General features: G+C 40.9%; 25 protein-coding genes. 16 read left to right on the top strand and 9 right to left on the bottom strand.

All coding sequences use genetic code 11. The annotated features are described in order from the left end of the window. Positions 1-4: 4 nt before the first annotated feature. From MN086_RS04705 to MN086_RS04680, 6 genes are all read left to right on the top strand, one after another. A complete protein-coding gene (locus tag MN086_RS04705) occupies positions 5-400 on the top strand; it encodes a metal-sulfur cluster assembly factor (protein WP_248576906.1) in 396 nt (131 codons plus the stop codon). A gap of 182 nt (positions 401-582) precedes the next feature. Then, positions 583-1,335 carry an ABC transporter ATP-binding protein gene (locus tag MN086_RS04700; protein WP_248576905.1) on the top strand — a complete coding sequence of 251 codons (753 nt, stop codon included), beginning with the start codon at positions 583-585 and terminating at the stop codon, positions 1,333-1,335. Then, complete coding sequence (locus MN086_RS04695; RefSeq protein WP_248576904.1) at positions 1,332-2,429, top strand: SufD family Fe-S cluster assembly protein; 1,098 nt, start codon at positions 1,332-1,334, stop codon at positions 2,427-2,429. Before MN086_RS04700 ends, MN086_RS04695 begins: the two co-directional genes overlap by 4 nt. 345 nt (positions 2,430-2,774) lie before the next feature. Continuing rightward, positions 2,775-4,241, top strand: coding sequence for a DEAD/DEAH box helicase (locus tag MN086_RS04690; RefSeq protein ID WP_248576903.1), 1,467 nt, complete (start codon positions 2,775-2,777; stop codon positions 4,239-4,241). 245 nt (positions 4,242-4,486) lie between these two features. Next, a complete protein-coding gene (locus MN086_RS04685; RefSeq protein ID WP_248576902.1) occupies positions 4,487-4,954 on the top strand; it encodes a cytochrome P460 family protein in 468 nt (155 codons plus the stop codon). A gap of 16 nt (positions 4,955-4,970) precedes the next feature. Then, positions 4,971-5,180: a hypothetical protein gene (locus MN086_RS04680; protein ID WP_248576901.1), complete on the top strand. Its 210-nt coding sequence runs from the start codon at positions 4,971-4,973 to the stop codon at positions 5,178-5,180. Between the two features lie 60 nt (positions 5,181-5,240). Here MN086_RS04680 and MN086_RS04675 read toward each other — a convergent pair whose 3' ends face one another. Together MN086_RS04675 and MN086_RS04670 are read right to left on the bottom strand one after the other, a co-directional pair. Continuing rightward, a complete protein-coding gene (locus MN086_RS04675; RefSeq protein WP_248576900.1) occupies positions 5,241-5,636 on the bottom strand; it encodes a hypothetical protein in 396 nt (131 codons plus the stop codon). A gap of 75 nt (positions 5,637-5,711) precedes the next feature. Next, positions 5,712-6,668 carry a hypothetical protein gene (locus MN086_RS04670; protein WP_248576899.1) on the bottom strand — a complete coding sequence of 319 codons (957 nt, stop codon included), beginning with the start codon at positions 6,666-6,668 and terminating at the stop codon, positions 5,712-5,714. 251 nt (positions 6,669-6,919) lie between these two features. Between MN086_RS04670 and MN086_RS04665 the strand changes: the two genes are divergently transcribed. Beyond that, a complete protein-coding gene (locus tag MN086_RS04665) occupies positions 6,920-7,294 on the top strand; it encodes a S24 family peptidase (RefSeq protein WP_248576898.1) in 375 nt (124 codons plus the stop codon). A 126-nt stretch (positions 7,295-7,420) separates the two neighbouring features. Then, positions 7,421-8,440 carry a cytochrome-c peroxidase gene (locus tag MN086_RS04660; RefSeq protein WP_248576897.1) on the top strand — a complete coding sequence of 340 codons (1,020 nt, stop codon included), beginning with the start codon at positions 7,421-7,423 and terminating at the stop codon, positions 8,438-8,440. Positions 8,441-8,495: 55 nt separating this feature from the next. Here MN086_RS04660 and ftsH read toward each other — a convergent pair whose 3' ends face one another. Next, a complete protein-coding gene (gene ftsH / locus MN086_RS04655) occupies positions 8,496-10,331 on the bottom strand; it encodes an ATP-dependent zinc metalloprotease FtsH (RefSeq protein WP_248576896.1) in 1,836 nt (611 codons plus the stop codon). A 177-nt stretch (positions 10,332-10,508) separates the two neighbouring features. Between ftsH and MN086_RS04650 the strand changes: the two genes are divergently transcribed. Continuing rightward, on the top strand, positions 10,509-12,254 hold the full coding sequence (locus tag MN086_RS04650) for a YgiQ family radical SAM protein (protein ID WP_248576895.1): 1,746 nt from the start codon (positions 10,509-10,511) through the stop codon (positions 12,252-12,254). Continuing rightward, positions 12,254-13,081 carry an HAD hydrolase family protein gene (locus tag MN086_RS04645; RefSeq protein ID WP_248576894.1) on the top strand — a complete coding sequence of 276 codons (828 nt, stop codon included), beginning with the start codon at positions 12,254-12,256 and terminating at the stop codon, positions 13,079-13,081. The genes MN086_RS04650 and MN086_RS04645 overlap by 1 nt, the downstream gene beginning before the upstream one ends. A 159-nt stretch (positions 13,082-13,240) precedes the next feature. Here MN086_RS04645 and MN086_RS04640 read toward each other — a convergent pair whose 3' ends face one another. Continuing rightward, on the bottom strand, positions 13,241-13,819 hold the full coding sequence (locus MN086_RS04640) for a ComF family protein (RefSeq protein ID WP_248576893.1): 579 nt from the start codon (positions 13,817-13,819) through the stop codon (positions 13,241-13,243). Between the two features lie 157 nt (positions 13,820-13,976). Between MN086_RS04640 and MN086_RS04635 the strand changes: the two genes are divergently transcribed. Next, on the top strand, positions 13,977-14,783 hold the full coding sequence (locus tag MN086_RS04635; protein ID WP_248576892.1) for a hypothetical protein: 807 nt from the start codon (positions 13,977-13,979) through the stop codon (positions 14,781-14,783). Between the two features lie 23 nt (positions 14,784-14,806). Here the strand turns inward: MN086_RS04635 and MN086_RS04630 are convergent, their stop codons facing one another. Then, positions 14,807-15,628: a Sir2 family NAD-dependent protein deacetylase gene (locus MN086_RS04630; RefSeq protein ID WP_248576891.1), complete on the bottom strand. Its 822-nt coding sequence runs from the start codon at positions 15,626-15,628 to the stop codon at positions 14,807-14,809. A gap of 109 nt (positions 15,629-15,737) precedes the next feature. On the opposite strand from MN086_RS04630, the gene MN086_RS04625 reads away from it, so the two are divergent. From MN086_RS04625 to MN086_RS04615, 4 genes are all read left to right on the top strand, one after another. Continuing rightward, the gene (locus tag MN086_RS04625) at positions 15,738-16,142 is read left to right on the top strand and encodes a hypothetical protein (protein ID WP_248576890.1); all 405 of its coding nucleotides are present in this window, start codon (positions 15,738-15,740) and stop codon (positions 16,140-16,142) included. Positions 16,143-16,335: 193 nt separating this feature from the next. Further along, positions 16,336-16,794, top strand: a complete 459-nt coding sequence (locus tag MN086_RS04620) for a bacterioferritin (protein ID WP_248576889.1) — start codon at positions 16,336-16,338, stop codon at positions 16,792-16,794. A gap of 79 nt (positions 16,795-16,873) precedes the next feature. Continuing rightward, complete coding sequence (locus MN086_RS11040) at positions 16,874-17,110, top strand: GDCCVxC domain-containing (seleno)protein (protein ID WP_305879781.1); 237 nt, start codon at positions 16,874-16,876, stop codon at positions 17,108-17,110. After that, a complete protein-coding gene (locus MN086_RS04615; RefSeq protein ID WP_371875215.1) occupies positions 17,111-17,743 on the top strand; it encodes a cation transporter in 633 nt (210 codons plus the stop codon). It begins immediately after the preceding gene. Between the two features lie 55 nt (positions 17,744-17,798). On the opposite strand, the gene MN086_RS04610 is transcribed toward MN086_RS04615, so the two are convergent. From MN086_RS04610 to MN086_RS04595, 4 genes are all read right to left on the bottom strand, one after another. After that, positions 17,799-18,413, bottom strand: coding sequence for a protein-L-isoaspartate O-methyltransferase (locus tag MN086_RS04610; protein WP_248576887.1), 615 nt, complete (start codon positions 18,411-18,413; stop codon positions 17,799-17,801). Next, on the bottom strand, positions 18,414-19,220 hold the full coding sequence (gene amrB / locus MN086_RS04605; protein WP_248576886.1) for an AmmeMemoRadiSam system protein B: 807 nt from the start codon (positions 19,218-19,220) through the stop codon (positions 18,414-18,416). Next, on the bottom strand, positions 19,217-20,227 hold the full coding sequence (gene amrS, locus MN086_RS04600; RefSeq protein ID WP_248576885.1) for an AmmeMemoRadiSam system radical SAM enzyme: 1,011 nt from the start codon (positions 20,225-20,227) through the stop codon (positions 19,217-19,219). The genes amrB and amrS overlap by 4 nt, the downstream gene beginning before the upstream one ends. A gap of 88 nt (positions 20,228-20,315) precedes the next feature. After that, positions 20,316-22,187, bottom strand: coding sequence for a bifunctional diguanylate cyclase/phosphodiesterase (locus MN086_RS04595; RefSeq protein ID WP_248576884.1), 1,872 nt, complete (start codon positions 22,185-22,187; stop codon positions 20,316-20,318). Between the two features lie 153 nt (positions 22,188-22,340). Between MN086_RS04595 and MN086_RS04590 the strand changes: the two genes are divergently transcribed. Next, entirely contained in the window at positions 22,341-23,516 is a 1,176-nt protein-coding gene (locus MN086_RS04590; protein ID WP_248576883.1) for a YbfB/YjiJ family MFS transporter, read from the top strand. Positions 23,517-23,534: the final 18 nt, after the last annotated feature.

Below are 23,534 nucleotides of genomic sequence, written 5' to 3'. Positions count from 1 at the left end.
CATCATGAGTAGTGAAGAGAAAAACATCAATGAGAAAATGGCAGATGAGAGACAAAAATTTATCGACTCTCAGCCAACAGATGAAGAGATGACAGAAAAGATCATCGCTCACCTTAAAGAGATCTATGACCCTGAGCTTCCGGTAAATATTTATGATCTGGGACTTATCTACAATATCGATACATGGACAGATGAAGTCTCTATGATGAAAAAAGCCAAAATCACGATGACACTGACTTCAGCAACCTGTTCATTCTCGCAAGTGATCATCGACCTGGTCAAAAGTATCGCTGCGCGCCAAGAGGGTCTTGAAGAAGTAGATGTAGAAATAGTCTTTGACCCGCCATGGAGCCAGGACAGCATGACCGATGAAGCAAAGTTAGCTATGGGATTACTCTAACTCTACTGATCAAAACATTGACTGCAAACGTGTATTACATACCTTTTTTAATACACGGCATTTCTCTTACCTCTCCCACATCTATATGCAAACGAAGATAAATATTTTATGATATAATCAATTTTAGAGCTATACACTACTCTGGTGTATTAACCAGCCTATGAGAAAGAAAAGGGTTTAAAATGGATGGACCCATCTTAAAAATTACCGATCTCTATGTCTCTGTAGAAAACAAACAGATCATCAAAGGGATGAACCTGAGCATAGGCAAAGGTGAAATCCATGTTATTTTCGGTCCAAACGGTTCCGGAAAATCCACCCTGCTCAATACGATCTTGAAACTTCCCGGCTACCGCATTGACAGCGGAGAGATCCATGTAAAATCCAATAACATAGAAGCGTTGACCACAGATGAGATCGCCAATCTGGGTATTGGTATGTCTTTTCAGCATCCCCCGAAGATCAAGGGGGTGACACTACGAAACTTTCTCCATGCGATCAACCGCGCGGAGGACCTTGAAGATGAGATAAAAGCACTTGGTATGGAAAACTTTCTGGAAAGAGAGCTCAATGTCGGTTTTTCAGGTGGTGAACTCAAAAGGGCCGAAGTACTGAAACTCTATGCACAAAACCCTGACCTGCTTTTAATAGATGAACCCGAATCCGGGGTCGATATCGAAAATATCGCCGTCATCTCCAAAGCGATCAACAAGATCCTTCAAAAAGAGATGCCTAAAACCCAGCGTGAACGTTCTGCGATCATAATTACCCATACCGGACATATCCTTAACTATATTGATGCAGATATCGGGCACGTATTCATGGACGGCAAGATCGTCTGCACCGGCGATCCCATATCACTTATGAAAGATATTAAGAGACTAGGTTTTACAGGGTGTGCAGAGTGTTATAAGAAACCAAAGGATCACACATGAAGCAACTGGATGAAACTACGAAAACAACCCTGAAAAAGGTTGCATATGATGAAAAAGAGGAGAGATCAGCAAATTTTTTTGCCAAAGACTGGGATATCTTAGATACACACTCCGCTGCTGAAGGCCTTGAGATCCTTCCCATCGAAACAGCATTACAAAAATATGAATGGCTCAAGGATCTGTTCTTTACACTTGTAGATAAAGGGAAGGACGATTATGTCAAACAGGTAGCCTCCAGTGATGTACTGCTTGGCTATTTCATCCGTGTCAAAGCGGGAGTGAAAATTACACTGCCTGTCTATACCTGCTATATGATCAATACTGAAAAATTCACGCAGTGTACCCATAACATTGTGATCGCTGAGGAGGATTCTGAGCTTCACCTTATCAACGGCTGTGTTGCCAATGCACATGTTGCATCCGGTCGCCATCTTGGTGTTACGGAGTATTTTGTCAAAGAAGGTGCCACACTCACCAGCACTATGATACATAGTTGGGGAAAAGAGGTGGAAGTCTACCCGAGAAGTGCTGCACATGTTGGTAGAGATGCAAAATTTATCTCAAACTATATAGCGATGACCAGTGTAAAAAAACTGCAGATGAATCCGCTTGCAGTGATAGAAGAGTCTGGACTCGGGGAATTTTATACTGTCATATATGCACCTGAAAATTCTCAGTTTGACGTCGGATCGACGGTTATCTTAAATGGTGATGGGGCATCATCTGAGATCATCAGCCGTGTGGTGTCCAATGGTGGTGAAGTTATAACTAGAGGAGAGATCATCGGTAAACACCCCAATGGCAGGGGTTCAATGGCCTGTAACGGGCTTCTTCTGAGTGAGAAAGGCTACATTCACGCGATCCCGGAGCTGCTGGGAGAGGATCCTCACCTTGAACTCTCCCATGAAGCAAGTGTGGGTATGATCTCAAAAGATGAGCTTGCCTACCTGATGGCATCGGGTATTGAAGAGGATAAGGCAAAATCTTTGATCATCGAGGGATTTTTGGACCTGAAAATCCCCTCTCTACCAAAATATTTACAACGACAGATCAATGATATTGTTAATGAAACAAAAGAGTTTGAAACGATGTAAAGTGGATTTGTTCATATTAGTGTAGCAAAACTATAACAAATTGTTTAAAAAACCATAAGAAATAGAAATATACCTAGCATTTTCCTGTTTATTTCGCTATAATTCCGAACTTTTACTGCAAGAGAGTATCAAACTCCTTATTTAGATACATCACATGTATCTCCTTTTTACCACGCATCGGCGTGTGATAGTTTGGTATCAAGTTGCATAAAACAGGGTGCACCCAGTTGCTTTAGTGACAGGGGTATCGGCAATGAGTGCCAGATAACATGCTTGTAACTTTAGAACCGTTCTATCGCCAAGACTTTACCACCCCACACAATATCAATATAAAGAAAACACTACATGAAATTTACAGATTTTAATTTAAAAGAGACGATTCAGGCTGCTGTAGCAGAAGCTGGATTTACAGAACCGAGTCCGGTTCAAAGAGACGCTATTCCTTTAGTATTGGAAGGTCATGATATGATCGCCCAGGCACAGACAGGTACAGGTAAAACTGCTGCATTTGGTCTCCCTATCATGAGCATGATGAAAGGTGACGGTTCTGTTGAAGGTCTTGTAATCGTTCCTACACGTGAACTTGCTATGCAGGTCAGTGATGAACTTTACCGTTTCGGTCAAAAGAGCGGACTTAAAACAGCTACGGTATATGGCGGTACAGCATACAATAAACAGATAGACCGTATCAAACAGGCTTCTATTGTCGTAGCAACGCCGGGTAGACTTCAAGACCTGCTTGAGAGCGGAAAGATCAAAATGAATCCTCAGTTCGTGGTCCTTGATGAAGCAGATGAAATGCTTGATATGGGATTCCTCGATGAGATCAAAAATATCTTTACTTTCCTTCCGGAAGCACGCCAGACATTGATGTTCTCGGCAACGATGCCAAACAGTATCAGAAAACTTGCAGAGCAGATCCTTAAAAACCCTAAAACGGTTTCTATCACGAAGTCAGAGTCTACAAACACTTCTATCACTCAACTCTACTATGTGGTACAGGAGAAAGAGAGAGATGATGCACTTGTAAGGCTCATCGACTATAAGAACCCGACAAAATGTATCATCTTCTGTCGTATGAAAAAAGAGGTGGATAGACTGGTCGCACACCTGACTGCTCAAGGTTTCAAGGTAAGTGGTCTTCATGGAGATATGGAGCAGAAACAAAGAGAAGTAACGATCCGTGCATTCAAGCAAGGTGGTATCGATATCTTTGTTGCGACGGATGTAGCGGCACGTGGTCTGGATGTCAATGATGTGACACACGTGTTTAACTACCATATCCCTTTTGATTCTGAGTCTTATGTGCACCGTATCGGTCGTACAGGACGTGGAGGTAAGACTGGTGAAGCGATCACTCTGGTCAGTCCTAATGAACTTAGAACCATCAAACGCATCGAAAAAGATGTAGGTACAAAGATGACCACACAAGTTATCCCTACACGTATGGAGGTACAAAACAACCGTGCTGATGCACTGATCGCGAAGATCGCTGAGACTAAAGTAACTGAAAGTGCGATCAACCTAGTCAAAACACTACAGCATGATCTTGATATCGTTACCATAGCTCACCTACTTGCTTCTTTGGTACAGGAAGATAATTTTGTCAAAGGTAAAGACCACATCGGTCTTGGCCTTGAAGAAGTGGAACTTCTAATAGAAAGAGCGATGAAAAGCAAAGGCGGAGGTGGTGGTGGCCGTAATCGTGGTGGTTACCGTGGAAACAGAAGCCGTAGTAGACATGGCCGTAATGGACGTTCAAGCGGAAGCCGCAGCAGCCGTAACGGCGGACGTGGGAGCAACAGAGGGTAAAACTACCCTCCTCTCTCACTTTATTATTTCATTCATCAATTCAAGACTCCCAACCTTCCTTCTCTCAATAACACAAGCATATATGATATTTCATGAAATATACAGACATTTCTTGTATACTATTCATAGTTCCATAATGGTGGATGAGGAAACCTCACCCATCTGATAAGTAGTTAGACTATCATTCACACTTATAGAAAGGATTTCAAATGAAGTTTATAAAATTATTTTTTACTATTTTGGCTATGAGCTTGTCGTCCATTGTCATTGTAGCAGCGGATACTCCAGAACCATCAAATACTATTGATTATCCTGTAGGATGGCAGGATTGGTCTGTGATAGCTGTTTCACACCGTACCGACAACAACACAATTCGTGTAATACTGGGTAATCCCATTGCGATCGAAGCTGCACGTACAGGCAATGTCAATCCATGGCCAGATGGTGCTATATTGGGAAAGGTTGTTTGGAAAGATAAACAACTTAATGATTGGAAAGCAGCAACTGCACCAGGAGAATTTGTCCATGCAGAGTTTATGTTTAGAGATTCAAAGAAATACAATAATACCTTTGGGTGGGGTTGGGCACGTTGGCTTGGTCAAGCACAAAAGCCTTTCAATGATGGAGGAGAGTCCTGTATAAAGTGTCATACACCGGTTAAAGATCGAAACTGGGTCTTTACAGATCCAGCAGTATTTCCTGTTTTAAAATAGGTAACAAAACTTATACATGGCATATGAGTTTTTAGAATTCAAAGCTGGTCAGAGATGGAAGACCCGGATGGGCAAGAGATTTATTATCAAAGAGGTTCGCGAGGACGAAAAGTACGCTCTGGTATGCATTAGTATGGATACAGGTAAAAAACATTTTTTTGATGAGGATGGTTTTGAAGTTCCGGGCTATCCTACAGATAATGATTTAGTAGAACAGATCTCTTAGTATTGTTACCTCGTTCCTATCGAGACGATGAAAATGAGAAAGAATGAACGTAAAAAACTATCATAACTCAAAAGATAGATTTGCAAATACCCCTTCAACACTTTGTGCCGTTTTATAGCGGCTCTGGAGCATTCTTACCTTTTTGGTCTTCAAATCGCAAATGGCTATACGGAAACTCATACCCATTTGCGGTTCAACGATGCAGATGATCTTCCCTTCATGCTCGCGTGTGGCGTGGATGATACCCTTCAGGCTGGGGAAAAAGTATTTTGGATAGCTCAACGGGGTGATCTCTACGATCTTGAGATTATCGCCTTGTTCAAGGGTATCTACGATAAGCTGTGCATCTTCCACGCTCTCAAACTGTACACACCAGTCATCAAAAACCTTATTGAAATGCTTTAGATCTTCATCTAAAAAACCTCCGGCAAGTGATTGTAAAGCAAAAATACCCATTGTTTTTATCCTATTGTATCAAACCGGAATTTTAACATAATTTGCTGGAGATCTATTTTCATCTTGTATCCTTTTTTATTTCTCCCGCGTCATATCTTTTACTCCCTCAACATCGATTGGTGTAGACCATTTCGCGTCAAATACCGTTTCTAAGGACTCTACTTCCTCTCGAATATCCTCTACCCTTTTTCTTAGCTGTTCATGCAGTTGCTTATAGCGTTCATCGCTTGCTAACATCTCTTCTTCTTTTTGCTTTTTCCATCTGTGTCGGCTTAATGCTTCTACGACTTCCGGAGCGACGGATTTCAGTATGGCTGATTCGAGTAGTTCGGCTTTGTTCTCTACAACGTTGAGCTCGACACCAAGGGTCTGTCCATTGTTGATCCAGGCTTGGTTGAGCTTGTTTTGTTTGTTGGTGCTGAGTGTATAGGTGGGATAATGGGAGATGATATCTTCATATCCGCTTCCAAAAAGCACTGGGATAGCACTGAACTCGATATCCGGGTTGATGAGCTTTAAATCATTCTTGACCTTCACGGCAAGGGAGTGAAAAATAGACTCACCTGATGGATCATAGTCAGTAATGGCTATGAGATAAGCTTTGTTATGTTTTGCGGTACGGTTAAGATATTCGGCAATATTCACTGATTCGAAAGACGGGATCTGACCAGTACTGTTATAGACACCACAGAGCAAAGCTTCTGACAACACTTCTGTACTTCGCGTCGGCTTTTCGGTAAAGAGTACGATGGGGGTATTGTAGGTATGGCTGTCGTTACCAAGCCCCTTGGTAATCACGTTGAGTCGACTGTAGATCGTTATATCACCATCCAAAAAGAGTTCATAGAGGTACTCTCCTATCAGGTGGTTCACATAGATATCCCACTTGTCATCAGGCATCTTTTTAAGATGTTCGATGTCCCCCTTGAACTTATACCAGATATCTCTGATATTTTCCACGGTCTCTCCTGTCTCAAGAAACCGATCTATATAGGCGGTAAGTTTTTTTCTGGTACCTCTGTAGTGTTTCATAGCTTAGCCTTTACGCATACAAAGTTAGGACTATTATAGCACTTTTTAATGATTGGCCAATACTTTACCATCCATATATCATATCATCAAAAACCTTATTGAAATACTTTAGTTCTTCATCTAAAAAACCTCCGGCAAGTGATTGTCTAGCAAAGATTCCTATTTATTTTATCTTATGATAAAGGTGGAATTTTTACATAGTTTAATGCATTGAGTAAATTCAGCTAAAATAACAATATCAAGGAAAGTTCATGGATACAATTAAACTGGAATATCACCAAATAATAGATGAAAATGCAGTAAGGAAAGAGTTGGAGTTTCAAGAAGACCTATTAAAGCTTCCGTACTCCCGAAAGTCACTTTTTGTTTCAACAGTCGAGGGCGAATCTATGCAGCCTCTCATAAAAGACAGATCTTTAGTGATTGCTGACCTATCTCAAAAAGAGTTTGAAGATGGAGCTATTTTCCTAATTGAAAAAGATCAAAATATGTGGATAAAAAAAGCATCGTACATAGAAAAGAAAGAGTTTTTTGTATCAATAAATCCTGATTATTCCCATTTGGTATATAAAAGGGAGGACTGCAGGATCCTTGCAAAGGTTTTATTACATTTTGATGAATATTAACTCCTTAGCCTTTTCCTTTTTTCAGGTGAGAAAAAATAGACAAACCTTTATTAAATGATAATTTTTATTACTTACATATAAGTATAACAACTATATAATGACTTATATAATTTATAAGGAGACTATATGAAAATAACTAAAATCATTGCTGCTTCAATTGTAGCATCATCTGTATTATTTGCCGGATCATTGGCTGAAAAAGCCAAATCAATGGGGCTTCAAGCGATCCCTACTGATAAAACTGAGCTTGCTAAACTGACCGATCCAAATGGTACTGTTACAACTGAGAGGGTTGAACTTGGGAAAAAACTTTACTTTGAACCAAGACTTTCAAAAAGTGGACTGATCTCCTGTAATACCTGTCATAACCTCGCACTTGGAGGAGCGGACGGTGCTCCTGCAGCCATAGGTCACATGTGGGTAGCAAATCCGCACCATCTTAACTCACCTACCGTTTACAATGCCGTATTCTTTGAATCTCAGTTCTGGGATGGTAGAAGTCCACACCTTGAAGATCAGGCACAAGGACCTATGCAGGCAGCACCAGAGATGGCTTCACCGGCTTCATTGGTCGTAGAGAGAATCAACTCTATCCCTGAGTATGTAGAAGAGTTCAAAAAAGCGTATGGTGACGATGTAAAAGTTGATTTCCCAACGATCACATCAACGATCGGTATCTTTGAGAGAACACTTGTCACACCATCAAGATACGATGACTTCCTCAATGGTAAAGAAGATGCATTGAACGATGCTGAAAAAGAGGGACTGCAAGTATTTATGGATCAAGGGTGTACATCATGCCATAGCGGTGTTGCACTGGGTGGAAAAATGATGCCATTCCCGATGATCAAACCATATAAATTTGCGGATGTAGGTGACTTCAAAGGCGATCAAAAGGGTATGGTAAAGGTACCAACACTTAGAAACGTGACTGAAACTGCACCATACTTCCATAATGGACAGATCTGGAGCCTTGCTGAAGCGGTTCAGGAGATGGGACGCACACAGCTTGGAAAAAATATCTCTGATGAAGATGCAGCAAAGATCGTAACGTTCCTCAAAGCGTTGAAAGGTCAAAAACCAGAGATCGTTTATCCTCAGCTTCCGGAGAGTACGGCTACTACGCCTAAACCTGAATTTAACTGATCATATAGTGCATTACAGAACAAGAAGTACTTTCTTGTTCTGTATTCATCAAACACTATATTTCTACGATAGCCTTGATCTCATCAAGATATAACAACTCTTTTTCTGCCAGTTTATCCGAAAGTACAGTAATCTCTTTCTTATGTGTTTGAAAAAGTTTCAACACCTCTTCCTCTTTTTCTGTAATGATCTTCCGTACTTCATCATCTATGAGTTTGGCCGTCGCTTCACTGAAGTCTTTTGGCATAGCCATTTCACGACCGAGGAAAACATGATCTTCACCTTTTTGATAGTAGACAGGACCCAGCAGTTCACTCATACCCCATTGGCTGACCATATGAGTTGCCAGACTGGTTGCCTCTTTGAGGTCATTGGCCGCACCTGAAGAGAGGTCGCCTAACAGGGTCTGCTCCGCAGCCCTTCCGCCTAGCATCACCCCGATCTTATCGAGCAGATAGGCTTGAGGAAAGTTTTTTAGATCTTTAAGAGGCAGTTGTTCCGTCATCCCCAATGCCTGTCCTCTGGGTACGATCGTTACCTTTTCTATAGGATCTGCGTGTTCGAGCAGTAGAGCAGCTAACACATGACCGCTCTCATGGATGGCGACTCTCTGTTTGTCTTTCTCATCCAGAACAAACTCCTGCTCTACCCCCATGATGATACGGTCCCGTGCATACATAAAGTCATCCTGTGTGACGTACCTTTGCCCTTCTCTGGCTGCATGCATGGCTGCTTCATTGACAAGGTTTGCAAGGTCAGCACCGGAGAAACCGATGGATATTTTGGCTATCTTCTCCAGGTCTATGGAGTTGTCTATCTGAACATTACGTATATGGATGTTGAGTATCTTTTCACGTGCCTTGACATCGGGTAGTGTGAGTGTGATCTTACGGTCAAACCTGCCCGGTCTGAGCAGTGCATAATCCAGAACGTCGGGGCGGTTGGTCGCTGCGATGACCACTACCTGCTCTTCTGACTCAAAACCATCCATCTCGGCTAAGATCTGATTGAGAGTCTGTTCTTTCTCATCATGACCGCCGCCTACGCCTGCACCTCTGGCACGCCCGACAGAATCAATTTCATCGATGAAAATGATCGAAGGGGCTTCCTGTTTGGCTTTCTTGAAAAGATCACGCACCCGTGATGCCCCTACACCGACAAACATCTCGACGAACTCCGAACCGCTGATGGAAAAGAAAGGTACTTCCGCCTCCCCTGCTACAGCTTTTGCCAAAAGGGTCTTCCCTGTACCAGGTGCTCCCATCAGCAGGATCCCTCTGGGAATTTTGGCACCTATTCTTTCATACTTCTCAGGATTTTTTAGAAAGTCCACAACTTCATAGAGTTCGATCTTTGCATTTTCGACACCTGCGAGGTCATCAAACGTCACAGATACCTTTTGTTTCTCGTATTTTTTGGCCGTGGATTTCATAAAATCAAATACACCTCCACCCATACCGCCTAACTGTTCTTTCATACGTCGTGAACTGTAAAATATGAATCCTAAAAAGATAAAAAGTGGCAACAACATAAAAAAGCTAAGCCAAAAATTTGACTCTTTTTGTGACTTCACATACATTTCAACCTGGTTTTTTTCCAGTAGTGCTAAAAAAGTTTTATCTTCAAATGGAGGAAGTATTGTCCTCACATAAGAAGGTCTCGTACCTAGCTCACCCTTTAAAGTAGCTAGAACCTGATCCCCATCGATTCGTATCTCTTTGATACTGTTTTCTGCAATTTTCTTTTTAAATTCATCGTAAGAGAGCGTTTGACTCTGTTGCTGCAAGGACATATAATTATAGAGTTGAAATCCCAGTATGATCATGATCAGTATCACCCATATATTGGTAAAAGGATTGAATTTAGGAACATCTATCGGTTCTTTTGCCATCTCTGCTTCCTTTAGGAAATTATCTACTATAGACTTATTGTACCAAAATATGGAAAGTCATATGATGCGGATGATAGGTATCATAAGTAGAATTCACACTTATTGGCTATAATACGAAAATAATCACTATGAATGAAGGCATGCATGCCCTTTCAGTGCAGTATGAAGGTACCCCTTATGAGCAAACTTGACCTAAGAGAAGCAAAACGTTTTTTACCCACTACCAGAGAAGAGATGGATGCACTCGGATGGGAACAGTGTGATGTGATACTGATCTCCGGAGATGCCTATATAGACTCCCCTTTCATTGGGGTTGCTACGGTTGGACGTATGCTTGAAAAACTGGGGTATAAGGTCGGTATCATTGGACAGCCTGATGTAAAAAGTGACAAAGATATCAAGCGTTTGGGTGAACCGAGACTCTACTGGGGTGTGAGTGGCGGAAGTATTGACTCTATGGTGGCGAACTATACAGCTACAAAGAAGTTCAGAAACTCAGATGACTATACCCCCGGAGGGAAAAATACCAAACGTCCCGATCGTGCGGTACTGGTCTACACCAATCTCATACGCCAGAACTTTAAAAATACGGTTCCTATCGTGCTGGGCGGTATAGAAGCTTCTCTCAGACGTGTCACCCACTATGACTACTGGAGCAACAAGCTGAGAAAACCTATACTCTTTGACTCTAAGGCAGATATTCTCATCTATGGTATGGGAGAACAGGCCATACGTGAGCTTACACATGCTTTGGATCAAGGCAAGGAGTGGAGAGATATACGCGGTGTCTGTTACATCAACAAAGAGCCTGTTGAACATTACCATCAGCTTCCCTCTCACCAGGAGTGTCTGGATAACAAAGAGAAGTACATAGACCTTTTTGATCTTTTTTATGACAATAACGACCCCATCGCCGCGAAAGGTCTTTGCCAGAAAGTAGACACACGCTACTCCATACAAAATCCGCCATGCGATTATCTGAGTGAACCTGAGATGGATGAAGTCTCTGCCCTGCCGTTTACAAGGGAACTGCATCCTTACCACCGTCCGGAAGGAAAAGTAAAGTGTCTGGAGACGATCAAGTTCTCCATCATGACGCATCAGGGGTGCTGGGGTGAGTGTAACTTCTGTGCCATCGGTGTACACCAAGGACGTACGATCCGTACACGTTCTGAACGCTCCATCGTGAAAGAAGCCAACCAGTTTAAAGAGTATAAAGACTTTAAAGGGATCATTTCAGACCTTGGTGGCCCTACGGCCAATATGTATGGTTATGAGTGTAACAAAAAACTCAAACTCGGTACCTGTGACCATCAGCGTTGTGTCGATTCAAGACACTTGTGTTCATCCATGAAACCGGACCATACCCGTGTCATAGGCATGATGAAACAGGTACGAAACATAGAGGGTATCAAAAAAGCATTTGTGGCTTCAGGTATACGTTATGACCTGATCAATGAAGACAAACGCAAGGGATACTCCTACCTGAAAGAGCTGGTACAACACCACATCTCGGGACAGATGAAAGTAGCACCTGAACATACGCAGCAGCATGTCCTTGATCTTATGGGAAAACCGGGGAAACAGACACTGATAGATTTTAAAAGACTCTATGACAAACTGAACAAAGATATGGGGAAAAAACAGTACCTTACCTACTATCTGATCGCTGCGCACCCGGGTTGCGAAGAGAAAGATATGCATGAACTGAAACGTTTTACCACCGAAGAGCTAAAAATGAACCCTGAACAGGCACAGGTCTTTACCCCGACTCCCGGTACCTACTCTGCTGTGATGTACTACACAGAGATGGACCCGGTGACACGTAAAAAGATATTTGTGGAGAAAGATATACACAAAAAAGAGAAACAAAAAGCCATTGTTCAGGCAAAAACAAATTTTAAATCAGGATTTGCAAGTTAATGCCCAATAGATCCATCTATATCACTGACCTTGACCATACTTTTTTACATACGGACCAAACTATCAGTGATTTCAGCACAGAGGTATGGAATACAAAAAACAAAGATGCTATCCTCTCTGTAGCCACGGCCAGAAGCTTTCAAAAAACCCGTGACTTTTTGGAGAAACTCCATCTGCATGCACCAATGATACTCTTGGACGGTACGATGATAGTATCACCGGACAAGAAGCTTATAGACCTGAAGACCATTAATAAGGCACTGGGTGATGCCATCGTTGAAGTAGGTTTGCAGTTTGACATAGACCCTTTCATCATAGGTCTCAAAGACATGGATCTCAATGAAGCTTTTTTATATCCAAGAAAACTCAATGAACACCAGAAATTTGTCTTAAAGGGCTACAAAAATGACCCTCGTTTGCAATTCAATCCGGATAACAAAACTATGGATATGAACCTGAAGATCGTTTATTTTGGAGACAAAAAAACACTGGAACCTCTGACAGCAAAATTAAAAACAACGTTCAAAGATGCCATAGAGTGCAAACTCTCTCCAGAAAAATATTCAGACGGCTATTTCCTGACTATACTTCACCCTGAAGGTGATAAAGCACATGCTCTACAGAAGGTTATGGATTATCTCGAACGAGACCCTGAGGACGTAACGGTATTTGGTGACTCGGTCAATGATATAGGGATGTTCAAACTTGCTGGCACTTCTGTTGCCGTCTCCAATGCCCTGGATGAAGTCAAAGCCGTAGCAGATATCATACTGCCTCACTCCAATGATGAGGATGCAGTGGCCAAATATTTGAAAAGTAATGGATAGACAGTTAAATTTTTCAATTCCAATAAAAGTACTAGAATCCTATAAAATATACTACAAGTTTCGGACTTAATTCAAACGAGATAAAAACCTTATCAAATCTACCATAGTGTCATGTTTTATAATGAAATTAGATTTATAAAATCTTTTTTTCTTATCAGATCAGGATTCCTCTACATCCGCCAGTGTCAATGCGAAGAGTACGTTGACTCCGTGAGATATCAGTACCTTTTGTGCCTCTTGCAGTGTAATACCCGTTGTGATAATATCATCTACCAATATCACATCTATGTTTGACTTGCCTTTATAGAGAAAATCTCTTGGGTTATCCAAACGAAACTGTAAGTTTTTACCCGAATAATTCACCCTGTTCTGTGCCATAAGCGAACTGTGTTGTATAATAGAACTCTTGGTCTTCATAGCCCGGGTTAGAAGTGCCACATGGGAGTAGCCGTTTTTGACATATTCATCTATGCCTATGATGTAGACATCTCTCTCATCAGACTCTACAAACTCTTCAATGAAGGGTTTCATCGTCATATTGGCCAATGACTTGTAGATACGGAATCCTTCTGGTTTGTGTTTAGTGTGTAGCAGGGTCTCAAGAGTGCTGTACTTAAAAAAACTGATGATATCCAGTGTTCCTACTTTCCTAGTACTTATAGCAGGGATAAAGAGTTGTTCTATACATCGCTTGCAGATGATCTTAAAACTTAATTTTGAACAAGAAAAACAACGCATAAAAAATCCTTCCGATTCACTTGATCAAGCTTATGGATCTAGCCAACATGATAGAAGATACTCATGGCAATAAAAAGAAAATGTATCGATAACTTTATCTCAGTATTTATTGTAGCTAAATGGTATAATATCATATTAATTCCAAGAGAGTGTATAGATGATAAAAAACAAGATCCATTATATCTTAGTAGCAACTATTTTATTAGGTATAAATGGATGTGGTACTGATACTGCGGAACCTGACAAAAAAAAGCGTAAAGTATCCGGTTTTCATACCGATAGATCTATGTTTATCGCTACCATTGATGAAGTTTCTCCTACGAAAGAAGAGAGAAATGCTTTGATAGACGAGTTTATCATGAAATCCAATCTTCAGTGTCAGCACTACTTGAACAATCCACTCAATACATCATCCACGCCTAAAAAACAGGGGCTTTATATGGATATATTTGATGGTGTAAGCCAAGCATTTGGCGTGAAAAATATCACAGATGGTGCCAAGAAACTCTATATAAAAAAGAGTGAGGATGGCAGCAATAAAGCCAAAATAGCCTATGAAAATGCGCTTTCTCCCGAAATTAAACGAGGGGTAGAGATTGCAAGAGAAAAGTATGTCCAAAAGATGATCCTGCGAAGAACCAGGATGATAGAGAGCTACACGATAGCTATGATGGAACGAGATATGGATAATTATGATAAATTATGTAGTTATGAAACCGGTTTGATCGAGATACATAAAGCGCTAAAAAAAGCACAGAGACAACCGAAAATAAAGCCTTTTTCTCCCAAAATCGACCCTACGACGATAAAAAATAAGGTAGAGGCCGTCACAAGAGAGGCTCAAGCCAACAAAGCATCAAACGCAAAGATAGATGTAAAGGTCCTCAACGCTAAAGAATCAGGAAAAGAGAGTCAAAGCCAAACTGTAAGTCAAACAGAAGAGCTGAACCGTACTGCCTTTTAAAGATCAGGAAACCAACCTGCCTTCTAAATAATGATCTCTTGAAGTGCTTCGAAAGCTCCCATAGGAAGCTCTATCTCTGCACCAAAACTCTCTCTCGGATTAATACGGATCACAGGAACATCAAACCTTCTACCTATCTGTTCAGACGTGTTTCTGACAGTTGGTACAGCGGTTCCTGCACCTATCTCCACGATAGCAAGCTTGGCACCCTCCTTTTCCAAAATGTCCATCCAACGACTTAGTCTCTCTCTTTGTCCATCCGTACGGGCATACTCCCATCCGAAGTCTCCGAACATTAAAATATTCGGTCGTGCCATAGCCCCGCAGAATGGACAGGAAGGCAAAGGTTCTTTGGCTTTAAACCCCTCTTCTATCTCTATAAAGGTATCATCTGCACTCCAGAGCATTCCCTGACAGTTATCTACACACTGCATGTGGTGAATGGAACCGTGACACTCCATGATCTGCTCCTCTTTGAAGCCGGCCTTCTGAAACTGTCCATCCACATTTGAGGTAAAAATATGGACTCCATATTTTTTAGTATTAGAGAGCTCCAGGAGTAATGAAAAACCCTCATGAGGCACTGTATCACGGTAAAGATGCAGCCTATGGCCGTAAAATGCCCAGGCCAACCGAGGGTCAGACTCGAACCACTCCGGATTTGCCATCTCTTCAAAATGAAGCCCCAACTCCTTAGCCTTTGGATAGGCATTCCAAAAGCCCTCCACCCCTCTAAAGTCAGGTAACCCGCTGTCCACTCCCATCCCTGCACCTGCAGTTATGAAAAGTGCATCTGCTGCTTCTAACAATTGTTTGGCTTTTTGTAGGTTTTCTGTGATATTCATAGGAAAGATTATAGCATATAATCCCACCTATCTATCAAAAAACCTTCCTACTGAAATAAAGCAAAAATAAGAGATAATAGTTGTATGCATGTAGCCTCAGGAGTGTCATATGACAATCATTCTTTTTCTGAAAACAAGTATGATATGGTTGATCATAGCTGTCATGGCCATCATAAACGGTATCTTTAGAGAAAATGTTTTAGTTGGCATGATTAGTCCAAATATGGCAGTGCCGGTGAGTGGTATCACACTCTCCATCATCGTATTGATCGTTACCTATGTCTCTTTTCCACTATTTGGAAAACATCATGCTCTTACCTACTTTGTTATTGGACTTCAATGGGTTTTAATGACTCTCCTGTTTGAATTCATCTTTGGCCATTATGTGATGGGGAAATCATGGTCTGATATCTCAGAGGTCTTTCATATTATGAAAGGAAACCTCTTTATCATTGTACTGGCAGTAAGTTTGATCTCACCACTTTTAATGGCCAAGGTGAAACGTATACTGTAATTTTGTAATACCCCTACTTCAATCGTAAATAATACCAGCATTTGAATTTCCATTACACACTCATTACATTGTAGTATTGTATATTTATACGATGTCTGGATACAGTGGCCAAATCAAACAAGCAAGTGCTTAATTGGTCTACTAAAAATTGTTCCTATGCAAAAAAATAAAAGCTGACGGAAAGGATAGACAAATGAATGATACAGATACAAAAAATGCTATTGAGATCTTAAACAGGATAATGGAGGTCGAATTAGCCGGGGTTGTACGTTATACCCATTACTCTTTAATGGTTTATGGCTACAATAGGTTACCTATAGTTGACTGGATGAAAAGTAATGCGCAAGAAGGTTTAACTCATGCACATAGGGCTGGTGAACTTGTAACGCTTTTGGGTGGTCATCCATCACTCAGCATTGGAAAGTTACTTGAAACAGCGAAGCATGACATTGGAGATATACTCCGAGAAAGCCTGGAGCATGAAAAAACAGCTCTTGATGCCTACTACGAATTATTGAAACTAACAGAAGGTGGTACTTCCGTGTTATTGGAAGAATACGCCAGAGAAATGATCGTAGAAGAGGAGATGCATCTTGATAGTGTGAATAAGATGTTAAGGCATCCTGGAGATGTAGAGGCATTTAAAACTTAACGAAGCTCTACCTGTTCATCTTACTGGGATGTTATGTGTTCCTCTATTACATGTGCAAACGAGGAGAAGATTTTTAAAAATGAATAGAGATTCGGTGAAAAAAGAACTTATTTTAGAATCTGAGATCACATGTCCTAAATGTGGTTATAAAAAAATAGAAACTATGCCAATAGATGCGTGTCAATGGTTTTATGAGTGTGAGAATTGCGGTGCAATTCTTAAGCCTAAAAAGGGTGATTGCTGTGTCTTTTGTTCATACGGTTCAGTCCCCTGTCCTCCCATGCAGAAAGATTCAGGTTCTTGTTGTCAATCATAGATAGAAGGAATAAAAATAGCAAGTTGTAGATCTGACACGGAAATCAATCATCGTTTAGAAGGCAAGGTATTAAAAATCCTATTGAGTATCAATGCCTTTATGTTTATGGCTGAAATTACACTTGGCATCTTGAGTGAGTCATCAGCCCTCATAGCAGATTCTCTTGATATGTTGGCCGATGCAACAGTCTATGGTATAGGGCTGTATGCTGTAGGAAAATCACCGCTTGTAAAAATAAAAGCCGCACATTTAAGTGGTGTTTTTCAAGTATTTTTGGGAGTATTGGTTTTTGCGGATGTTATACGCCGATTGATTTATGGAAGTGAACCGGAGTCACTCCTAATGATTTTTGTTGGGATAGCAGCTCTTGTAGCAAACATTATTTGTTTGGTCCTGATTTCAAAATACAAAAAGGGTGAGGTTCATATGCGTGCCAGTTGGATATTTTCAAAAAATGATGTGATTGCTAATGTAGGTATTATTATTGGTGGTGGATTTGTATATCTATTAGAGACAAGATTCCCGGATCTCATTGTTGGTATGATCATCTCGATCATAGTCATTCGTGGTGGTATAGATATTATCAAGGATGCATATCATGAAAAGCGTGTACATACAGAGAGTTGCAGCTAATCATCTGTCCATTTTGATACACGAAAAATGTATGTATATATTGAGCCTGTAAAAGTCAGTAGATCAAAGGTACGAAGACAAATCCGTAAAACTCTTCTTTTTTAATCTCTGTTTCTGAAGTCTTTATAAATTTAAAAATAGACTCTCCTATGGGTATGACCAAGATACCACCTATTTTCAATTGTAAAAAAAGTTCTTCCGGAGTTTCATCAGCTGAAGCAGAGACCAGTATCCTGTCAAACTGTTTTCCTGGCAGGCCAAGCGTATCTCCTGCCTTTTCTATGTGACAATGACTGTTAAAACCAAACTTGGAAAGGTTTTCTCTTCCTTGCTCCACCAAAGTACTGATCCTTTCAAGCCCGATCACACTGCCTTTATTTCCCACCATATAACAAAGAAGTGCTGTGGTCCATCCTGACCCCGAACCAATGTCCAACACCGTGTTCCCATCCTGGGTGTCAAGACGTTCCAACATGAAGGCTACTGTGGAAGGTTGTGATATGGTTTGGTAATCTCCTATGGGCAAAGGCATATCTGCGTAGGCTTCATCTTCATATTCTTCAGGTACAAAGTATTTTCTATCGATCGTTCTAAAGGCATCAATGATCAGTGGACTTTTCAACATATTCGAGGAGATCATACTATCCACGAGTCTATCCATCTTCTTCATCTACTGCTCCACAAATGCTGCACTCATATACCCTACAACCTGTGATTCATCTCCGCTGGCATCCGCACTTGTACGATAATCCAACAGTACAGATCTTAACCCGTTCTTTTTTGCTGCAAGCAACATCGCTTCCACACCGATCTTACCACAGGCTTCACACCCCTGATGCAATTCAGTAGTACTCAGTTTCTTTACTGCATCCAAACAGATGCTGTCAAGCGCATTGGCCTTTTTGATGTCATAGTAGTGACTCAGATCCGTACTGATCACGACAGCGGTATCAGGATCCTCAAGAAGGTATTCGATCACTTCTGACAGTTTTTCAGGAGACTCATCACCATAGACCATCTCAACCACGGATACATCCGGTGTATAGGTTTTGACAAAAGGGATCTGTACTTCTGTACTGTGCTCATGGTGGGCTTCAGGTACAAAAGCTATCCCAAATCTCTCTTTTAGGTCTAATACCAATGGTTTATCGATAAGCAATGCCCCCAGAGGTGTATGATAGGTATCAAATTCAGAAATACTGGTCCCATTGAGATAGACACGGTGGCTAGGACCGATGATCACCACACGCTTCACAACTGAATTAGATAGTAACCTTAATGCAATGTTCGCAGTAAAACCACTGTATACATACCCTGCATGCGGTACAATGACCGCTCTGGGTTTAAGATGTAACACACCCTTTTTCTCTTTGAGATGTGTATCAATGATTTGATTGTAATGTTCCAGCATTGCTTGTATCTCATCCGGGCTAGACGGGTAGAACTGTCCGGCAACTGCTGCTTCTCTTGTGCTCATGACCACACTCCTTCTATCGCTCTATGACACTTCGGACAATGCCCATCTTCTAAGTTGTTCACCGTCACATCATAACCACTACGATCTATCACCAACGTCCCGCACTGCGGACAGTGTGTATCTGCATGCACCGGTACATTCCCTAGATAGATATAGTAAAGCCCTGCTTTTTGACCTATCTCTTTGGCACGCATCAGCGTTTCTACTTTTGTTCTCTCATGATCCATCATTTTATAATCGGGATGGAAGGCACTTAAGTGCCATGGCACATATTTACCCAGGTCATTGGCGATAAATGCTGCCATCTCTTCAAGGTCTTTATCACTATCATTTTCACCTTCGATGAGCAGTGTGGTGATCTCAACCCATATACCTGCATCTATCATTCTTTTCAGTGTGTCTTTCACCTCATCGAGCCCGCCTTTGAGCACCTTTCTATAGTAGGCATCATCCCAGCTTTTAAGATCGATATTTGCAGCATCAACCCAGCTTGCCATATCTGCTATGACCTCCGGTGATTCAAAACCATTGGAAACAAAAAGGTTTTTAAGCCCTTTTGTTTTGGCGATCACTCCGATATCTTTGGCATAAGGGTAGAAGATGGTGGGTTCATTGTAAGTGTAGGCAATCGATTCTGCACCATGAGAAATGGCCAATTCCACCATCTCTTCAGGACTGACATTGATAGATTCATTGACTTTTTTCTCTTGGGAGATATCCCAGTTTTGACAGAATGGACATTTGAAGTTACATCCGACCGTCCCAAAAGAGAGTGCTGTACTGCCTGGCAGTACATGATTGAGAGGTTTTTTTTCTACAGGATCTACATGGACTGCGACAGGATGGCCGTATACGAGTGTTTCAAGCTCTCCACCCACATTTTTATTGATCCCGCAGATACCTACCTGCCCCTCTTTGAGTTTGCAGGAGTGGCGGCAGAGCAGACAGATGATCCTGTCTTTACCCTCTTCTTTTGTATAATATTTCATATCTTTGCTAGATGTCATGTTGACTCCTTTAATGAGCCAGCCACTTAATAGTTGACTCAACTATACTTAATCATATCACAGGAGATTATAAATGTCAATAAATCTTTTATATAGATAACTGCTTAGAGAAGCTTTCTTTGTAAAATAGTTCAAAATCATCTTGTGATAAAGGTTTTGAGAAATAATATCCCTGAAACATATCACAGCCATTTTCCAATAGAAATATAAATTGTTCTTTCGTCTCTATACCTTCTGCTACCGTTTTCAAATGATATATTTTTGCCAGAGAGAGGATCGTTGTGATCATCAGTTCATCCGATTTGCGCTCACCTAAATGGATCACAAAAGAACGATCTATTTTTAACTCTTCGATAGGCATTTCCCTTAGAGCACTTAGAGATGAGTATCCCGTACCAAAATCATCCATGGAAAATGAAAAGTCCAACTGCTTTAGTTTATTGATGATGACACTGATTCTATAGATATCTTCAATAAGAATCGTCTCTGTCACTTCGAAAATGATCTTTTTTCTTGTATCTTCATTGAGATATTTGTCGGATAACCGCTTCACCTCATCTAAAAACGTATTATGAAAAAATTGTCTTACACTGATATTGATCGAAAACTGTTTTAGGTCTAAACCCATGAGCTCCCATGACTGAAGTGTTTTAAACGCTTCTTCAATAATATAATTTCCCAGTTCAATGATCAACCCTGTCTTTTCCGAGATCGAAACAAATTCAAAGGGAGAGATCAGTCCGAGATCCGGACTGTTCCATCGGACAAGTACTTCACAACCAATGATCTTCTGGTCCCTGTTAAACTGTGGCTGGTAACGCAGTTCAATCTCATTATGTTCCAAAGCAAAATAGAGTTTGCGTTCGATCTCCAGACGATATTCAACCTCTTTTGCCAATTCATCATTGAATAAAATGATTCCGTCACGGCCCTTTTCTTTTGCCTGATACATGGCAATATCTGCTTCTTTGATAAATTGTCTGGCTTCTTTTGATGTACCCCCTAGACTGTTTACACCGATACTTGCACTGATATAGAGATGATGGCGATCCACCACATACGTTTCCTTCAATATTTGCAATAATTTCACAGAAAAAGTGTAAGCATTTTCCTGACAAGTTCCATCCCCATATAATGTATCACTGATGATCGCGAACTCATCTCCTCCAAGGCGGGCTATCGTATGTGTATCTTCACAGTAGTCCCTAATACGTTTTGAAACTTCCTGAAGTACTTTATCTCCCAACTCATGTCCCAATGAGTCATTAATCGTTTTGAAATGATCAAGATCGATAAGTAAGAGATAGGCACATCGTTTGGAAGCGTGTATTCTCTTGATCATATAATCCATATAATTAATAAAATAACGACTGTTGTATAAACCTGTCAATGCATCATGTTGTGCCTGATAATAGGTTTTTTGAATCAGGTTATAACTGTTATCTGATGCGTAGATCAATACACCTAAAAAAATAAGTGAGAACAAAGAGAGCACATCACCATAGAGTTCCCCTATCAGCAGGGAGTAGACGATCAAGGGTAATATCAAGATCAGTAAAATAGGATAAAAAAGTTTTCTGTCTGAAAAGAGCAATATAGATGCCACGATAGAGATACCTACTTGCGTACAAATGGCGATATAATGCAGTTTACTCTCAACCTCTTCTGAATAGACAAGAAATGCAAGGGTCCATAAGCCAAAGATGAGATAAAAAAAGAGTGTCAGTTTTCGATACCAGTTTTTCAGCTCCTTTTTGTTCATCTCTTCAAATTCAAAGTCTTTATAAAGCGTCCATCCCCATACGGATACCAGTATGACCAAGCCGTTCATGATCAAAGCCGGTATCAGAAACCCCTTCATCCAACCCAGTCCTATATATGCGAAGCCAGGTATAAAAGAGAATCCTATTATCAGTAAGATCTGTTTTCGTAAAAAACCATAGAATTTTTGTTTCTGCATAATGATTATTGTATAACTAACTTTTATAACATAAGATTAAAAAATAGATATAAATCTAAAACATATATGCAGAACAACTTTCTGTCATGCATGAAATGCTTTTCGACTCGTAATTAAGTCTACTGTGACTATAATGCGAAAAAAAAGACCACTATGATCAAAATGCTTTTCGATAAGAACCATAACACTTCTATACTTCTGGCCGGTATACTTGCCATTATAGTAGGTGTAGGCGTTGCAAGATTTGCCTTTACTTCACTGCTTCCATCTATGCTTGAAGACTTCTTGTCACTTACCTATGCCGGTGTACTGGCATCATGTAACTTTGCAGGCTATCTGGCTGGTGCTGTCTTTTCTATATTCATCAGAGATATCAACACCAAAGTAAAATATTTTCGTATCGGTATGGTACTGAGTATCCTAACAACCCTGGTACTGGCGACTACAACCAATGATGCCTTGTGGCTGATCTCTAGGATCATCGCCGGATTTGGTGCAGCCATGGTCCTTATCGTGGGTGGTGCCATTGTGATGGTCAAACTGAACTTTGAGAGTAAAACAAAGGCTATGGGCATACACTTCAGCGGTATTGGTTTTGCTATCGTGATATCGGAGCTTATCAGCCAGTATGTTCTACAAAACGGCACATGGGCTGATGCATGGCTTGTTTTATCCCTGTTTGCAGTTATCATCACTTTTTATACGCTTTATATTTTATCTTTTGATAAAATCATCAAAAAAGACGCAGTAAAGCATCCCCTGTCAAAATCGATATTCTCTACCTATGTGATACTGCTGATCCTGGCCTATTTCACCGAAGGTGTCGGATTTGTCGTGCAGGGTACTTTTTTACCCGACATCATTAATTCACTAGAAGGATTGGAAGGGTATGGAAATCTTGGTTGGATCATCGTGGGTATTGCCGGTATCCCCTCCTCTATACTATGGATGAGACTCGCTCATAATTATGGCAGTGTCAATGTCATTATCATTGCCATGGCTCTACAAATAGTCGGTATACTCATACCTGCATTCAGCACAGATGTAACACTGAACTTACTTAGCGGTGCACTCTATGGCAGTACTTTCATAGGGCTTGTAGCACTCTTTTTGAACCTTGGCGGTCACTTGGCGGGGAAAAACCCAGTAGTACTCATGGGCTCTATGACCGCAGCCTACGGTATAGGCCAGGTGGGTGCACCACTCTACAGTGTCATTTTGATCGACCATTTTGGAAACTATAACGCCACACTCTATGTGACAGCATCTATTGTATTTATAGGCATACTATTTTTGCTCTATGCGAAAAGAATGGAAAAGATACAATAAACCTCTTTACAATTTTGT

Source organism: Sulfurovum sp. XGS-02 (assembly GCF_023213175.1).
Taxonomy (GTDB): Bacteria; Campylobacterota; Campylobacteria; order Campylobacterales; family Sulfurovaceae; genus Sulfurovum.
Note: the sequence above shows the minus strand (reverse complement) of the source record. Positions and strands in the feature narration are given on the sequence as shown.

Coding starts and splice junctions, on each gene's coding strand:
- MN086_RS04650 (WP_248576895.1), top strand. CDS start 10,509: ATGAGCAAACTTGACCTAAGAGAAGCAAAACGTTTTTTACCCACTACC.
- MN086_RS04680 (WP_248576901.1), top strand. CDS start 4,971: ATGGCATATGAGTTTTTAGAATTCAAAGCTGGTCAGAGATGGAAGACC.
- MN086_RS04690 (WP_248576903.1), top strand. CDS start 2,775: ATGAAATTTACAGATTTTAATTTAAAAGAGACGATTCAGGCTGCTGTA.
- MN086_RS04620 (WP_248576889.1), top strand. CDS start 16,336: ATGAATGATACAGATACAAAAAATGCTATTGAGATCTTAAACAGGATA.
- MN086_RS04665 (WP_248576898.1), top strand. CDS start 6,920: ATGGATACAATTAAACTGGAATATCACCAAATAATAGATGAAAATGCA.
- ftsH (WP_248576896.1), bottom strand. CDS start 10,331: ATGGCAAAAGAACCGATAGATGTTCCTAAATTCAATCCTTTTACCAAT.
- amrB (WP_248576886.1), bottom strand. CDS start 19,220: ATGAGCACAAGAGAAGCAGCAGTTGCCGGACAGTTCTACCCGTCTAGC.
- MN086_RS04630 (WP_248576891.1), bottom strand. CDS start 15,628: ATGAATATCACAGAAAACCTACAAAAAGCCAAACAATTGTTAGAAGCA.
- MN086_RS04675 (WP_248576900.1), bottom strand. CDS start 5,636: ATGGGTATTTTTGCTTTACAATCACTTGCCGGAGGTTTTTTAGATGAA.
- MN086_RS04635 (WP_248576892.1), top strand. CDS start 13,977: ATGATAAAAAACAAGATCCATTATATCTTAGTAGCAACTATTTTATTA.
- MN086_RS04705 (WP_248576906.1), top strand. CDS start 5: ATGAGTAGTGAAGAGAAAAACATCAATGAGAAAATGGCAGATGAGAGA.
- MN086_RS04670 (WP_248576899.1), bottom strand. CDS start 6,668: ATGAAACACTACAGAGGTACCAGAAAAAAACTTACCGCCTATATAGAT.
- MN086_RS04625 (WP_248576890.1), top strand. CDS start 15,738: ATGACAATCATTCTTTTTCTGAAAACAAGTATGATATGGTTGATCATA.
- amrS (WP_248576885.1), bottom strand. CDS start 20,227: ATGACATCTAGCAAAGATATGAAATATTATACAAAAGAAGAGGGTAAA.
- MN086_RS04640 (WP_248576893.1), bottom strand. CDS start 13,819: ATGCGTTGTTTTTCTTGTTCAAAATTAAGTTTTAAGATCATCTGCAAG.
- MN086_RS04700 (WP_248576905.1), top strand. CDS start 583: ATGGATGGACCCATCTTAAAAATTACCGATCTCTATGTCTCTGTAGAA.
- MN086_RS04660 (WP_248576897.1), top strand. CDS start 7,421: ATGAAAATAACTAAAATCATTGCTGCTTCAATTGTAGCATCATCTGTA.
- MN086_RS04645 (WP_248576894.1), top strand. CDS start 12,254: ATGCCCAATAGATCCATCTATATCACTGACCTTGACCATACTTTTTTA.
- MN086_RS04595 (WP_248576884.1), bottom strand. CDS start 22,187: ATGCAGAAACAAAAATTCTATGGTTTTTTACGAAAACAGATCTTACTG.
- MN086_RS04685 (WP_248576902.1), top strand. CDS start 4,487: ATGAGCTTGTCGTCCATTGTCATTGTAGCAGCGGATACTCCAGAACCA.
- MN086_RS04590 (WP_248576883.1), top strand. CDS start 22,341: ATGATCAAAATGCTTTTCGATAAGAACCATAACACTTCTATACTTCTG.
- MN086_RS04695 (WP_248576904.1), top strand. CDS start 1,332: ATGAAGCAACTGGATGAAACTACGAAAACAACCCTGAAAAAGGTTGCA.
- MN086_RS04610 (WP_248576887.1), bottom strand. CDS start 18,413: ATGAAGAAGATGGATAGACTCGTGGATAGTATGATCTCCTCGAATATG.
- MN086_RS11040 (WP_305879781.1), top strand. CDS start 16,874: ATGAATAGAGATTCGGTGAAAAAAGAACTTATTTTAGAATCTGAGATC.